This is a genomic window from bacterium (assembly GCA_016699125.1).
Classification (GTDB): domain Bacteria; phylum Babelota; class Babeliae; order Babelales; family Vermiphilaceae; genus AWTP1-30.
This window is the reverse complement of sequence record CP064961.1, coordinates 446,607-461,498: the sequence shown is the minus strand read 5'-3', so window position 1 is coordinate 461,498 and position 14,892 is coordinate 446,607. Positions and strand designations below refer to the sequence as shown.

13 protein-coding genes are annotated in these 14,892 nt (G+C 34.0%); 2 read left to right on the top strand and 11 right to left on the bottom strand.

The features are described from left to right. Window positions 1-38 precede the first annotated feature (38 nt). From IPG37_02120 to IPG37_02070, 11 genes are all read right to left on the bottom strand, one after another. Window positions 39-3,131: a DUF4804 domain-containing protein gene (locus tag IPG37_02120; GenBank protein QQR54197.1), complete on the bottom strand. Its 3,093-nt coding sequence runs from the start codon at window positions 3,129-3,131 to the stop codon at window positions 39-41. Window positions 3,132-3,230: 99 nt separating this feature from the next. Next, window positions 3,231-6,005 (bottom strand): DUF4804 domain-containing protein, encoded by a 2,775-nt coding sequence (locus IPG37_02115; protein ID QQR54196.1) that lies wholly within the window; start codon window positions 6,003-6,005, stop codon window positions 3,231-3,233. A gap of 118 nt (window positions 6,006-6,123) precedes the next feature. After that, window positions 6,124-6,333, bottom strand: a complete 210-nt coding sequence (locus IPG37_02110; GenBank protein ID QQR54195.1) for a hypothetical protein — start codon at window positions 6,331-6,333, stop codon at window positions 6,124-6,126. Further along, on the bottom strand, window positions 6,308-6,844 hold the full coding sequence (locus IPG37_02105) for a DUF4804 domain-containing protein (GenBank protein ID QQR54194.1): 537 nt from the start codon (window positions 6,842-6,844) through the stop codon (window positions 6,308-6,310). Before IPG37_02105 ends, IPG37_02110 begins: the two co-directional genes overlap by 26 nt. After that, complete coding sequence (locus IPG37_02100) at window positions 6,813-7,190, bottom strand: hypothetical protein (GenBank protein ID QQR54193.1); 378 nt, start codon at window positions 7,188-7,190, stop codon at window positions 6,813-6,815. Before IPG37_02100 ends, IPG37_02105 begins: the two co-directional genes overlap by 32 nt. 85 nt (window positions 7,191-7,275) lie before the next feature. Next, window positions 7,276-8,961 carry a DUF4804 domain-containing protein gene (locus IPG37_02095; protein QQR54192.1) on the bottom strand — a complete coding sequence of 562 codons (1,686 nt, stop codon included), beginning with the start codon at window positions 8,959-8,961 and terminating at the stop codon, window positions 7,276-7,278. A 122-nt stretch (window positions 8,962-9,083) separates the two neighbouring features. Further along, complete coding sequence (locus IPG37_02090; protein QQR54191.1) at window positions 9,084-9,851, bottom strand: hypothetical protein; 768 nt, start codon at window positions 9,849-9,851, stop codon at window positions 9,084-9,086. Window positions 9,852-10,012: 161 nt separating this feature from the next. Continuing rightward, complete coding sequence (locus IPG37_02085; GenBank protein QQR54190.1) at window positions 10,013-10,186, bottom strand: hypothetical protein; 174 nt, start codon at window positions 10,184-10,186, stop codon at window positions 10,013-10,015. A 15-nt stretch (window positions 10,187-10,201) separates the two neighbouring features. Next, window positions 10,202-10,609 carry a hypothetical protein gene (locus IPG37_02080; protein ID QQR54189.1) on the bottom strand — a complete coding sequence of 136 codons (408 nt, stop codon included), beginning with the start codon at window positions 10,607-10,609 and terminating at the stop codon, window positions 10,202-10,204. Between the two features lie 106 nt (window positions 10,610-10,715). Beyond that, window positions 10,716-11,476 (bottom strand): IS5 family transposase gene (locus IPG37_02075; protein QQR54188.1). Its coding sequence is split into 2 segments (ribosomal slippage): window positions 10,716-10,912 and window positions 10,912-11,476, totalling 762 coding nucleotides; the frame shifts between segments, so codons are not numbered across the junction. A 279-nt stretch (window positions 11,477-11,755) separates the two neighbouring features. After that, window positions 11,756-12,952, bottom strand: a complete 1,197-nt coding sequence (locus IPG37_02070; GenBank protein QQR54187.1) for a hypothetical protein — start codon at window positions 12,950-12,952, stop codon at window positions 11,756-11,758. Window positions 12,953-13,178: 226 nt separating this feature from the next. On the opposite strand from IPG37_02070, the gene IPG37_02065 reads away from it, so the two are divergent. Next, a complete protein-coding gene (locus tag IPG37_02065) occupies window positions 13,179-13,574 on the top strand; it encodes a hypothetical protein (GenBank protein QQR54186.1) in 396 nt (131 codons plus the stop codon). Between the two features lie 64 nt (window positions 13,575-13,638). Then, complete coding sequence (locus IPG37_02060; protein ID QQR54185.1) at window positions 13,639-14,844, top strand: hypothetical protein; 1,206 nt, start codon at window positions 13,639-13,641, stop codon at window positions 14,842-14,844. Window positions 14,845-14,892 lie beyond the last annotated feature (48 nt).

Below are 14,892 nucleotides of genomic sequence, written 5' to 3'. Positions count from 1 at the left end.
TTTTGCTACTCGATGGTATATTTGATACTTGAAAGGGCTTATTCAACAAACTCAATATTTTCAAGCAACTTTTCATTGATCCATGGATTTTGATACGTTCCAATGTGTGAACATGCAACAGCTGCAGGATCTGCTGATTGAGACAAGTACTTCTCTCCCAGCCAGTATTCATTACCAACGTGGGTTGCACCATCCCATGCAAAATTTGAAACATTTATTCTGTTTTCTTTTTCAAAATATGATGAAGCTGGTGGCAGGGTTGTCCAGAAAACGTGAGTTTTATTCCATTTTGTCAGTTCTTTTATTCGACCATCTTTTTCAACGTTTATTTCATTTTTAAGATTTGCATCACTGTTTAATTTTAACACCGTGCTTGTTGAGTCTTTATTGTTCAAGAACCATGCAAAATAAAGTTCTTTTATTCTCGTATTTTTGTTATTTTTAAAATAAGCTTCATATATTTTTATTTGAAGATACGCACATAGATATTGCAACAGATTGATGTTGTCATTAACCGTTACATCAAAATAAGTTTGAAACTCTTGTTGCAATGCGGAAGGAAGAATCCGTATAGTTTGCATTTCTTTATACGGTTCTGGAAGTTCAGACCAAACGCCCAGACCAAGGCCGGTAACATAAAGTGCTATATCTTTTTTTTCTTTCGTGCCAATTTGTTCAGCCATTTTCAAGAATGGCACAAGAACCGCTTTCATTCGCGCTTTGTATGCATCGATATAAAAATAGATAGGATTTTCTTCGCTAGCAGTCAATTTTACATATTGGATTTGATCGATTTTTGTTTCTTTGTGATACGTTTGAAATTTTTTTATTACTGAATTAACCTCATCAAACATTAATTTATCATTCCATTTTACTTTATTTATATCAGAATAAAATTGTTCCCAAATTTGATGAGTTTTAACTTGAACACTTATTTCAGATACAAGGCCATATCCATTTTCTTTTGTGTTTTGAGCTTTTGTTATCAATATATCTTGCCATTCAAGCCAGTTTTCTGTTTCAAAGCAACATCCAACTTGCGCTGCAACATATCCTTTGTTCAAACGCAACGTTTCTAGTTCCAACCTTGCATTATTTTGCCGACGTCCATTATTGATAAAATGTGTTTGACTCATTGTACTTATTAATGAAGCGATTTTCATTTCATCAAGCGTCAACACGTTTTCAATGTCAAAATCACCTTCAGATTCTTTCTTAATTTGCACTTCTTTCCATGCTTGAAAATTTTTAAAGTTTCCTTCTAAAGCTATGCCATTATTGACAATAAATGTACCATTTTCTTCTCTAGTATTGAAAAAAGTAAAATATTTCTTTTTCATGAGTGATTGTAAAAACAATTTAGTTTGAAATGTAGCTGTAGTATCGCCTCTTAATTTATAACCGTCTTTACGATATGTATCCTCATCAATCAATGATAGCTCGTTTGGATTAGAAAGAAATTTTTTATAATATTCTCTTTCTTTTTTGCTGCCGGCAAGAACTTTGAAGGTAAGAATTTCACTAATCAAATCTAGAATATTGTCATCAACAAAGATTTTCGCATCTTGTGCAAAGCTCACAATCTCATTTTGAACAGTACCTTTTTCATTCTTATCTATCTTTTCAAAAAAAGTTTTAATAGTATTATTATCTTGCATCTTAATTGCTGTAAATTTTTCTTGAAAAGCGCTTGTTTTTTGAAAAATTGTGTTGATTTCTTCTGAATATTTAAAATCAGCAAGGTGTTGAGTTTCATCTTTTTCTATTTTAACAGTTGCTTCTTCAGTCTTTGCACGGCTTGAACCATCTCCATCCAAAAGTACATGCAACGTGTTATTTTGCTTACTAAACACTGTTGTGATAATGTTAGCCTTTTTTGGCAGGTTACCGATTGAAGCGCTTATTAACGTTGCTTGACCACTATCTTTGTTAATGCTTATTTTTTTTATATCATTTTGAAGAGCAACAATGCATTCGGCTGAATTGATCATATGAATATTTTTAATAGACTCAAAACTTGTAGCATCATTCTTGAAAATATCTTCTGTTTGAGTTCTATTAACAATCCAGTTATTACCTTCTTTTTTGTAACTAAATGAAAATGCTGGGCTTTCATATGACAAATTAAGTCTGTTTTTTTTGTCTTGCAAGAGTTCGGCATAGTCTTGCGTGTGGATAACCACTGCACTGTTTTTCGTAATTCCAACTTTTGGAAAATAGTTTTGATAATTTTCAAGCTCATTTTTTGTAAAACTTACGTTTAAAGAAAGTCTAGATATAGTTATATTTGCTTTGTCGTTATACCTAACCCGATTCTCACTTATATTGTTTTCAAGCTCTTCTATTATTTTTTCGATTACTTTACCAGTTTTTTTGTTTACAGTATTCAGATCATCAAAAAACACTGCATACAAAGTAACTCTGCATACAAGATCATCGTTAAGTTCTTTGGCAAACATTTTGTTGAGCCGTCTTTGTACCCAAAAAGCAAAATTATTTTTTTCATTAATTTTTGCAATAACCATTCCATTTGCATCTGCACCTAATAAAAAACAGTTGTCTAAAAACGATTCGGTTTTCCATTGATTATTCTTTTTATAGGTAATTTTGATCGATGGCCATTGTGAACCGGTGACAAGTATTGGCCTTTCATCTTTTGCATTCAAAATTCTTGCAGAAATAATTTCCGTGTTGTGCAAAATTGAATATGGATCGTCAGCATCTTCATCGATTATTTTTCTTATTAATGCCTTATTCTTTTCAAGTTTATTATCTGATACTACCAAGGCATAATCCTGATTACCTTCTTGAAAAGGAATAGTCATATTTGAAAAATCGTTCATTTGGGTTCTAAAACTGCCATTTTTTTCGTCAAATAGAGATTTGCCAGAACTGTTCTGATCGAGAGGCTGAAATGCTTGTTTTTTATTTCTTAAAGAATACACAGTGCCATCATGAAGTTGGAGTAACTGTTTTGCTTCATTATCTTGCTCATCAATTGAACGTTTTGAATGATATGCGACAATGCTTATTTCAATTTGTTTATTTTCTTGTTCTTCTTCACGTTCCATTGGTTCTATCACTGAAGACCAAAAAAGAATCATTATCAGATGTAAAATATATTTTTTCATTGTACGCTCTCTTTTTTTTCATACTCTATCAATGTGCAACTGGGCAGTACAAGAGATTTAGTTTCTTATTACATAAATGTTATTTTTGTATAGTTTTTCCTATTCAATAAACTCAATATTTTCAAGTAACTGTTCATTAATGAATGGATTAAGATAGGTCGTTATGTATGAGCAAGACGCAGCTGCAGACGCTTCTAGTTGTGACAAATAAGCTTTCCCAAACCAGTATTGGTTGCCAACCTGTGTTGTACCATTCGATGAAACATTTGAAACAGTGATAAACTTTGGATCCTCAAAATAGTGAGACGCTGGTGGCAACGTTGTCCAGAATACTTCAGTTTGATTCCATTGTCTCAAAGCTTTGCTGTATTCATCTTGGTGAGCAACCACTGTATTCTGTTCATTTGCTTTGAGTTTTAATTCAGTGTCGCTATTTTCATTTTTATTTAAAAACCATGCAAAATACAGTTTTTTGACTTTCGTAGCTTTGTTGCTTTCAAAATATTCTTCGTAGATTTTTATCTGCAAATAGGTACACAGATATTTTAAAACATTAATTTTTTGGTTATCCTGCAAATCAAAGTACTGCTTAAACTCCTGCTGCAATGCTTTGGGTAGTGCATCCAAACTTTGCAAATCATTATATGGTTTTGGCAAATATGACCAGTTGCCCAGTCCAAGCCCAGTGACATACAATAAAACCGCTTTATTTTCAGCTTTTCCTACCGCTTCAGCCTCTTTTAAAAATGGTTCAATAACTGCTTTCATTCGTGATCTGTATACATAAATATGAAAATAGATGGATTTTTCCCGATCCAACGGTATGTATTTGAGTTGAGTTATATCTTTTCTTTGATTTTCTTCAAAATGCTTTTGTGCTTCATCAAAAGTAGGAAAAATTATACGGCTTTGCATGCGACTCATGCGATCCATAAGCTGATAAAACTGTTTCCAAATTGTGAGCAGAGTTTTTTGTGAAAAATCATCTTTATTAAAAACAGTTGTTGTATCAAGAACTGACTTTGTACCATATCCATTTTCAATCTTATTTTGATCTGCAGTAATTAAAATATCTTGCCATTCAAGCCAGTTTTCTGTTTCAAAGCAGCAATCGACCTGAACAGCCACATATCCCTGACTTAAATGCTCGCTTTCTATTTTTGCATTATTGTGACGATCACCTCTATTAATGAAATGTGTCTGACTCATCATGCTAATCAACGAAGCAATCTTTATTTCATCAATAGTCAGAGATTTTTCAAGGTTAAAGTCCTCACTCTGTTCATAACTTGTTTGATACATTTTCCATTCATTAAAATTGTTAAATGTTGTTTCTTGATTACCATCATTTATAATAAACTTATTTTTTTCCACGTTAGCGTTAAAAAATATGAAATACTTCTTTTCCACAATAGCTTGTATGAACTTTTTTTCTGTCATGTGCGCGTAATACTCTTTTTCTTTTTGTGTGCCATGAGTTTTTTTGTACGCAATAAAATCTTTAATCAGATTTTTTACATGTGCATGTACAAATATTTTTGCATTTTGAGCATAGTGTTTAACTTCAGTTTTTTTGTTTTTATTTTTTTGCAAAAACTGCTCTAACTGATTCGCATGTTGCATGACAAGTTCAGGAAATTTTGTTTTAAATGCAACTGTTTTATCAAGTAGCTTTTGTACTGTATCCCTGTAATCATACAGCACATGTAATTCTTTATTCTCTTTATTGAAGGCAGTTGCAATGATTTTATGTTTTTTTGTACCAAAGGTTTCATTCTTCTCAGTATCAAAAAACTTAACTAACTCATGAACAACCGTTTTTTCGCTGCTACTGCTCTTTTCATTAATCGCAATCTTTTCTACATGATCGTCAAAAACAATCAAACAGTTTATTTGATTCAGCATATGAATATTCTTAATATAATCAAAATCTGTGGTACCATCTTTTATAAAATCATCAGTAAAAGCTGTATTAACATGCCACTCATCATTCTGCTTTTTATAGCAATATGAGAATGCCGGCTTTTGATATGAAAAAGTGCGTATATTTTTTTTGTTTCTTAATTTAAGAAACGCATCCTGCGTGTGAATAATAACTGCACTGTTTTGCGTAATTCCAACTTTTGGAAAATAATGTTGATAGTTTTCAATCTCATCTCCCGTAAAACTGGCATTCGAAGCAAGTGTGATAACTGTTAGTTTATTATTTTTGTCATAATGAAATTTTTTTTCTATCTTCTGTTCTTCAAAAGCTGCCATTGTTTTTTCAATAATTCTGCCTGTTTGTTTATTGACATTATTTACATCTTCAAAAAATACTGCATATAAAGTAACATTGCACAAAAGATCATCACTAAATTGCTTGCCAAATATTTGATTGAGTCGTCTTTGCGCAAAAAAATCAAAATTGTTTTTTGTGTTCACTTTTGCAATTACCATTCCATTTTCACATGCACCTAACAAAAAACAGTTGTCTAAAAACGATTCGGTCGTCCATTGATCAATCTGTTTCTTATTAAATGGTAATTTCCAATCATACTGTCCATGAGCATACCTTTGGTTACTTTGTTGTTTATAGGTAATTTTTATTGATGGCCATTGTGAACATGTCAAAACAATGGGGATGCTAAGTTTTTCTTGCAAAATACCCGCAGAAATAATATCCGTGTTATGCGTAACTGTATATCCAACAAGTTTATATTCAGAAAAATCTAATGTAATCTTGTTTTTTGACGGAGTTACTTTAGGCTTATTACTCTCATATTCTTCAAACTTAGTTTTTGACGAATGAAGCTGAACCTTGAGCTGCTGTTCTTGTATATTAGTTTGCATAGCATCCAAACTAGCAAGGCAGAAGGCAGATGGTAGTAACATCTTTATAAACATTTTTTATAGGCACAATCTTTATTTTTATCAAAAGAATACCAACAGCTTGTCCAGTTTTACGACAGATTTAGATTTTTTAAAAAGAAATCATTTTACCTAACTATTTTCAAGAATTTGCTGAATGAATTGAATAGGAAATTAGCTTCATTCTATTCACATCATTCAGCGCAGGATTAATCATCGAATTTTGAATGACCCCGCTTAAACCACTTGCTATTGCTGCAGGTTCTCCGGAATTGTCAAGCATGTCTTTGCTAAGCCAAGATTCATTTCCTGAAAATGCCGCTCCATCACCGGCAAATTGCGTTCGTCTCATACAAAGGAGCTCTGCCAAAAACATGATAAAGCTTTGCAAAGACATGTTTTAAAATTGATCTACTTTTTTGCCCATATCCTTTTGTGGTTGTATTTTGAGATGATGTAATCAGCATGTGTTTATATTCAAGCGCTTCTGCTCTTTCAAATGAAGCGCCCACGGTTCCAGCCTGATACCCACTTTCAATGCAGTTATCAACTTCCATTCGAGCATTATTGAATCTTTGGCCATCATTAATAAAAAATGTGTCGCTGCCAATTGATAAAAATGCTGAGATCAGCTGCTCCTCTTGAGAAATATTCTCATTGAACTGTTGTGAAAAATTCTTAAAATCATTAACGTTTAAACAGCTGTATTGTCCTGCGCGATCTTTGATGTGCAATTTGTTCGGCAGAGAGTCCCACATATATACCTGATTTCTTTTTGTAAGTAGTCTAAAAATGTAGTTTCTTATTCGATGAGAATCGTTTGGCAACGCTTTAAAATAGCTTTTTTTCTTCTGCTGATCCATAACCTTTTTTAAAATCAATGTAATCAAGAATTAACTGATCTACCTTATCGCTATAAACAATTTCCACAGATTTACAATGATTTAAAAATTCTGCCTTCTTGCTCTCTGCTGCTTCTTTAAATTGATTCAAGTAAGTGTCAGGATGATTATTTTTGTGTAAATAAAGCTTATTGTTGGTTGCACATGTTTTGATATTCTTCTGAACATCCTCGTACTTAACTTTCACTTCTCGGAGTAGGTTTGGGATTAGATTACTATTGTTTTGCTTTTCAATAGGAAAAATTAACGATCCAATCCATACAAGTACTTGAAGAAAGTAACTTTTAGGAATACTTATAAATGCCATTAGCCATTCAAATATTAGTTTGCTTTCAATTTTTAAAAAATAATGCTTTAATTAAAAATGCAAAACCTAATTTTGTCAAATTTTTTTAATCAGAAGTTGTGAAAAATACGATGTTTTCAAGTAGTTTTTCGTTAACGTGTGGATTTTGATAGGTGGTTATGTGCGAAGCTGCAGCAGCTGCCGGATCTGCTGAAGCGGTAAGCGCCTCAATCCAATATTCATTTCCGACCTGTGTTGCTCCATCCCATGCAAAATTTGAAACATTTATCATAGCTTCATTTTCAAAGAATGGCGAAGCCGGTGGCAACGTTGTCCAGAAAACCTCGGTTTTGTTCCATGTGGTTAGTTTTTTTGAAACATCATTTTTGTAATGCGTTGGTTTTGTGTCGATCGTTTGCAACACGGTATCTTTATTGTGGTGATTATTCATAAACCAACTCAGATATACTTTTTTGATGCGTGAAGCCTGGTATTTTGCAAAGTATGATTCATAAATTTTGATCTGAACATAGGAACACAGATATTTTAAAACGTCTATTACCTGATTCTGTTCAATCTTAAAATAGGAGCGAAACTCATGCTGAATTGCTTTCGGCAACGTTTCAATATTTTGTAAGGTTGAATAGGGAGCGGGTACCTGTGCCCAGACGCCCAGCCCAAGACCCGTTGCATACAAACATACATCTTTTTCATGATGGATGCCAAGTTCGTCAGCTATTTTTAAGAATGGAATTAACACCGCTTCCATTCGTTTTTTGTAAACCTCAAGGTTACAATATAACGTACCCTTTGCATCAAGCTTAATATATTTTATTTCTTCAATAGTTTTAGTTGCTGGCGAAGCGGTGCAAAACTGCTTGACTTCGCCAAAAGTTGGCAACGGTTCTTTCAGTTCATAAAACTCCTGCCACAGTTTTTTAAAGTCATGAGCAGCGTCCCCACTTTTATGCTGTTTTCCATAGCCATGTTCAACTGTATTCTGATTTTCCGTAATGAAAACCTCCTGCCATTCGAGTATGTTTTCCTTTTCAAAACAGGCACCGACTTGCGCAGCCACCCATCCTTTGCTCAGACGATCTTGTAGTTTTTCAAACCGTGCATTATTCATTCGATTGCCATCATTGATAAAATGTGTACCACTGATGGTTCCAATTAATGCGCCAATTTTGACTTCATCCAAAGTCAAGTTGTTATTTATGTCAAACCCCTTTTCATTTAAACCTGAAGGATAGACCGACAGTTTTTTCCCAGTATGCACGTATAGACCGCCTCCGAGTCGCGCGTAAACAAAGTATTTTTTCAGCATCAGTTTTTTAATAAACTCATTTTCATCCATCGACTTGTAATACAGTTTTTCCTGTTGATTGCCATGTATCTTTTTATGTTCAAGAAAAAGTGCAATCAGCTTTTTTACTTTTACTGATAAAAATATCGTCGCTGTTTGAGCAAAAAAGCCGATATCTTTTTGTATCTGATCTACATCTGTTTTTGACTGATTCTTGATAAAATAGTCGAGCGTGTTTGTTTTTTGTAGTTTGATTGATGGATATTTTTTTACAAAACTTGCTGTTTTAGTTATCAAAGCATCATTTACAGAAGAGCAGTTTTGAAGGCTCGTACCATCCTGTAAAATACCTAAAAAGTCCCTTTTATCATGCTGTTCAGTAGATTGAGTAGTGGAAAAAATAGATTTTAAAAATCGAGAAGTAGCACAACCGAAACAAACAAAAAACAGCATCAACCCCAAAGAGAAACTTCTTAGAAAATACATACTTCACAACCCTTCAAAGATTATTTTTTATATGTTGAATATAACTTGATATGTTTTTTGAGACAATACTTTCTTATGTCAATCAAATTTTCAAATGTATTTCACATTACAACTCATATCCCTTACAAAACTGTACAAACTGCTGAATCTGTTGTTTTTTTTAAAGGCAACATCTGTTTTGTAATGATTATACGATCTTCCAAGTTATACGGAATTTTAAAATCGCCTTCTTCCTTTGTAGAAAGGAGTTCTGGAGCAAGCTGCCAATCGATTCCATGTTCTTCAAAATAAGCAGCTAACGTTCCATGGTAAGAGATTGTAGAAAAGCTTCCAAAAGATCCATTGTTAAAAAATGCCTGATTTTCCATTTTTGGCCAAAAAATTTTCAATGCTGCCCTCTTTGTATCATCAAAATATTCTAAATATGAAAATAACGTCTCCAAACCTATTTCAGATTTTAAAGGATCGATTGCGTAAATCCATTTCGTTTTCAATGATTTTTCCATCCAATATACGTCTTCAAGTGCATCAACAAGAAACAGTCTTTCTTTGTTCTCTAAAAACTTGTTATAATGATTCTTTTGATTATATTCATGATTAAGCATCTCATCGTGTACTACTTTTTGTAAATTCTTTGAGGTGACAGATAAGCGACACAAAGTAACGTCTCTAGCCTTAAAACTAAATTCACTTAAAAAGATCTCTTCTTTTGTCATATTATTTTTAATGCTCTTCTGTTTTACATGAAAAGTATTATCTGTAATAATAATAATGGCAAGTACATTGCGCCATATATCTAACGGAAAAAATCCGGTTGTTAATGAACTCACCTCCTCCATTCCACTTAACGACGTACACAAAATCGCTGATAAGATGCTTAATTTTTTCATGAAAAACCTCTTTTAATAAACAATCGATGTAACAAGAATCACGCAAAAAACTCTTTTTATATAAAAAGTATCAGAAAAAGATTTTAAATAAAGATTTATTTTTAAAAGTTTTTGTTTCGTTAAGAAACTATTTGAAAAATCATAATATGCTCTCTATACTTTTATTTTTTGTTTTTCAAAACATTCTTCATGTCTCGTTGCCTCTTCTTTTTGGCTTTTGCTTCTTCTTCTGTTATGTTCTCACCAGTTTCCATTTTCACTCGTTCAACATTTTGCGGCTCACCTCCACCATGCAAAGCATGCTGCTTTTTGATATCAGCAGCTTTATTATTCACCCATGGACCTCTTTTTTAAGTAGAATAAACATACTCATCACTCTCCTTTTGCTTGTAAAAATATATTCTTGACTGCTTCATGTCCTCAAAAATGAGCGTTATTGATTCCTCATCTTTGTATGTTGCGACAATTCGTCCCGGAAACTGATAAATGCGTTCAGCAGAACTTTTTGAACGATAAACAGTTGGCAGTGTAATGTCGAATTTTTTAACTGTTCCTTTTGAATCAATGCTACATAATTGACCATTAAAAAAACATAAAACAGTTTTGCTGTCCGGAGATGGGAAAAAACCCATTCTGTTTATTTGTAAGATCAAAGCAGGATCTTTTCGTGTGTTTTGAATAATTTTTCTATTTTTAGAATCATGATGCAAAGGATCCAGTAATTTAACGGTTTTATTTTCAAGATCGAAAAGATACATCTTATCATTAAGATAGTAAGTTTCGGAAGAAGTTTTAAAAATGGACATAACGGAATTTAGCGTTTGTCCTAGTTTTAAATTGGATTCATTAAGGTGTGTCCTCAATTTAATTAGTAGGGCATAAAAGCTTCAACCATATGTGCATAGATGCGATGTAGAGCATAGATTGGAAGTTTCTAGCAAGTTTTTCAAAACGCATAGCAATGCCACGAAAATGCTTGAGTCGTGCAAAAAGATTTTCAACTAAGTGTCGATTTTTATACAAATGAGCATCAAATTCTGGATCTGGTCTAGTGCTGTTTTTCTTTTTGGTATAATTACTTGCATTCCTTTTGTCCGTCCATAGATACGAATACTATCAGCATCATAGCCTTTGTCAGCGATAAAATATTCCGCTCCTTCGGCCAGGTCGATTAATTCGTTTGCAACCTTTGAATCGTGCACTTGACCCCCAGTGATTTTAAAATTGAGCGGATTTCCATGCGCATCGGTGCACATATGAATCTTTGTAGTAAGTCCACCAGCGGATCTTCCAATTGCTCGCTCTTGACCACGCTGAGCTCCAGTCGCATGTTGGTGAGCTCTAACATAACTTCCGTCGGCGAATACCCATTCTTTATCAACTTCTTTTCGTAGCATAAAAAAACCTTCCCATAGCCCTTTTTTTGACCAACGATTAAATCGATTAAATGCTGTTTGCCACGGACAAAATTCGGATGGAATATCCCTCCATGGTCCTCCAGTCCGCAATTTCCAAAGGATTGCTTCCATTATATTCCGCTCATTGCCCCACAGGTGGCATCCATGTTTACATAGTATCTCTTCTAGTTGTGACCAAATACTGTCTGTAATAACTCGACGTACCATTGCTTATCCTCGTTGCTGATTTCTGATACAAAAAACTTATCATTTTGTAGTGAAAATGCAACGTCATTACCTCATTTCAAATTGAGGACACACCTTAATGATAAGTATAAGAAATTTGAAGACTATAATAATCGAGTCAATCTACTCAGTATTGTGCATCACGGACTTTTGTTTCAATCACTTTTTTACCATAACTCTAACTCTTATGTTGGGTATGCACATTTTGCAACAGAGATTTTACATTATTTTATTAATCGACCACCAGATTTTTCATAAAAGTTAAGAGAGGTCGTAATATTCCTTTTCGTACAATGAAAGATTAAACAGAAGATGTGGCCGATCGGGATACAGTGCGAGCGCTTTCTGCACTGCCCACATTCCAATCGCATACTCTTTGCAATACCAGGCAACAATACCAAGAATGTCGTAACGATCATAATCATACAACTCTTTTTCAACAAACAGTGTATCATTGGTCGGATAGGGCATCGATGCTGCACGCAGCGCAAATAGATAAGAAAGTTGAAACTTCTCTTGCAATCGATAGGCAGTTGCAAGTCTGACCAGTGGTTCTGCGCGAACGGGGCGATACGCATATGAATCAAGATAAAAATGTTCAGCATGATGCCAAAGCGTTGGATTATTTTGCGAAACACTTAATTTTTCATACAATTGTGCAATTCTATAGCGCGTTATGAAATTTTCTTCATCCCAACCGGCAAGTTCAAGCCGTTTTAAATACCACTCAAGTGCCTCTTGCGGTTGATCAAGACATTCACATGTTTGAGCAAGATAAAAGGTTGATCGTGAATCTTGTGGGTTTTTCTTCCACTCTTTTTTGAGCAGTTTTTTATCGCGTATCCAACGAGCTTTGCTTTTCTCTTTTCCATAATGCGTAGTTTTAAGTTCAAAATAGATATCAGCAGGTACTTTTGCCGATGCCGCAATACATTCGTGAACAACACCGGCAAAACGTGCACCGGTCCGCATTCTGATTAATCTGCTTGTATAAAAATCGATCGAAGAAAGAATGCGAATTAGATACACTGGATCAGATTTTTCTGCTTGGACGGCACAAAAATCGAGCAATCTGTTTCCATTGACCAGATGCCATTCAGCATCAAGCATCAACATAAAGGTACCCTGCTTAAAATAATCTTCTGCAAGATCTAATGCTCGATTCCTTGAGGTTGCAAAATCAATAAACGGTTCGCTCTCCAAACCGTAGGCGCAGTCACGATGATTTTCAAAAAAGTTTTTTACAACGGTGATCGTATCGTCAGTTGAATCGGTATCAAAAATAAAAAATGAACGAATACCAGCCTCAATGAGCGGCAGAAATGTTTGGCAGATAACCGGTGCCTCATTTTTAATCATTAGAACAGCAACCAGTAGATCTGTTTTCTGATCAGCGCAAGCAAAAGCAGCAAGCTTTGAAAACAATACATATAAAAAAACTAGTTTTATGCTTTTCATGTAACATCCATTCAAGAAATAAACGTATGGTATCTATTAACATGCTTTTACCTAAGTTTCAAATGAATAGAAAAAGCATATTTTCTGAGCAGCGATTTTTTAAAAAAATTAAAAAATCGCTTGCTTTAAGACCTTATTACCGACCATTTCATGGCACCACTACTTTTTGATAAAAAATATAATAGAAAGCTTTGAAATAAGTCATTATAAATTGAAGGAGCAAGCCATGGTAATAAAAAACTTATTTGCAAAACAAAGCAAAATCTTCTGTTTTTTAACAGTCAGTTTATTAAGCGGAAGTAGAAATGCAAGCTGTTTTACCTTTTCAAAAATCCCGCAAACACTCTTTGGAATCCCAAAGCAATGTGGTGCATATCTGATAAAAAATACGTATCCATCAGACTTTGTTTTATGTGTACTAGCCATTGATGTACTAAGCAAACTAAGGCAGCTACAAACTCAACCACTAGAACATTTTGATTATGATGAAATGGGAGCAAGTCAAGTCGGAAATAACCCACAGCTAAAACAAAGACAGTTAAAAGCAAGGCTAAAAAGATACATGCTAACACTTTTTGTAAGTCATCTATTTTTTGCATACAAAGAAAGCTATTGGAACTAAATAACATTGATTTTTGATGTATCAGTGCTATTCTCTTGTTAAAAATAATCAAAAAGGAATAGTAATGGTACATCAAAAATCAATCTATGCAGTTGTACTCTCTTTAGTTATTTTCTGCGCCCATGCGATAGAAAGTCATACATACAATCCACCACTCGTTGTAGTATTAATGGTCAAAAATGAAGAATCTGTAATAATTTCTACTATTGAACCATTTTACAATGCAGGCATAAAATGGTTCGAAGTGGTTGATACAGGTTCAGAAGACAAAACAATCGAAGTTACTCAAAATTTTTTTAAATCACATCCAGACTGTATTGGTTATGTTGATCAAGATCAGTTTGTTGATTTTGAATTTTCAAGGAACAAAACAATGGAGTTTGCAAGGCAACGTTTTTCTGATGCTGGATTTTTTCTCATTATCGATGCGGAATACCAAGGCCATAATCTTGAGCAGCTTTTACCTTTTTGCCAGCGAGAACTTGAAAAAGCAGCTTCTGATGCCCCAACCTCTTATTATGTAAAACTTCATGCACACGACCTTGTTTTAGATCAGATCAGACTGGTAAGGAATGAAAGTAAGGATGTTTGGACAGGCAAAGTCCATGAAGCAATCGCAGCTGAAAGAGCTGGATTCGTTCCAGATGTTTTCTTTTCCTTTTTGCCCTCACAAAAAGGTCGCCAAAAGTCTGTGGCAAGATGGCAATGGGATAAAGCAATTTTACTTGCAGAGCATAAAAAAAACCCACAAGATTCACGAACACTTTTTTATTTAGCTCAAACGTACGAATGCCTTGGAGACACGGCAAATGCAATAAGATATTATCTGCTACGTTCACAGATGAATACAAAAACCGAGGAGGATGCAGTGTGTTTTTATCGACTGGGAATTTTATATGGAGAGCTTAACTGCTGGCATGAATCAGTCGATTACTTTTTAAAATCATTTTCAGCAAGGCCAACACGCGCAGAAGCACTTGTTCGTTTGGCACAACACTATTGGAAACAGAAAGATTATGCACTTTGTTATCTGTATGCCCTGCATGCAACAATGATTCCCTATCCAGAACATGATATTCTTTTTATTGAAAAAGAACTTTATGACTGGGTTTGTTATGATCTGTTAAGCTGCTCAGCATTTTATGTAGGACAATTTGAAAAAGGCTATAAAGCTGCGCTGATCGCAAAACAGAATGGACCTCACAATGCGACATCGCTTGAAAACAATGTGATCTTTTATCAAAATCTACTCAGTAAAACAGTTGCTTAAAAAACATTTATAATAAAAGAGGGAGCAGAGATGTGAAAATCTCTGCTC

Coding starts and splice junctions, on each gene's coding strand:
- IPG37_02115 (QQR54196.1), bottom strand. CDS start 6,005: ATGTTACTACCATCTGCCTTCTGCCTTGCTAGTTTGGATGCTATGCAA.
- IPG37_02105 (QQR54194.1), bottom strand. CDS start 6,844: ATGGATCAGCAGAAGAAAAAAAGCTATTTTAAAGCGTTGCCAAACGAT.
- IPG37_02100 (QQR54193.1), bottom strand. CDS start 7,190: ATGGCATTTATAAGTATTCCTAAAAGTTACTTTCTTCAAGTACTTGTA.
- IPG37_02120 (QQR54197.1), bottom strand. CDS start 3,131: ATGAAAAAATATATTTTACATCTGATAATGATTCTTTTTTGGTCTTCA.
- IPG37_02095 (QQR54192.1), bottom strand. CDS start 8,961: ATGTATTTTCTAAGAAGTTTCTCTTTGGGGTTGATGCTGTTTTTTGTT.
- IPG37_02080 (QQR54189.1), bottom strand. CDS start 10,609: ATGTATCTTTTCGATCTTGAAAATAAAACCGTTAAATTACTGGATCCT.
- IPG37_02060 (QQR54185.1), top strand. CDS start 13,639: ATGGTACATCAAAAATCAATCTATGCAGTTGTACTCTCTTTAGTTATT.
- IPG37_02070 (QQR54187.1), bottom strand. CDS start 12,952: ATGAAAAGCATAAAACTAGTTTTTTTATATGTATTGTTTTCAAAGCTT.
- IPG37_02065 (QQR54186.1), top strand. CDS start 13,179: ATGGTAATAAAAAACTTATTTGCAAAACAAAGCAAAATCTTCTGTTTT.
- IPG37_02090 (QQR54191.1), bottom strand. CDS start 9,851: ATGAAAAAATTAAGCATCTTATCAGCGATTTTGTGTACGTCGTTAAGT.
- IPG37_02110 (QQR54195.1), bottom strand. CDS start 6,333: ATGAGACGAACGCAATTTGCCGGTGATGGAGCGGCATTTTCAGGAAAT.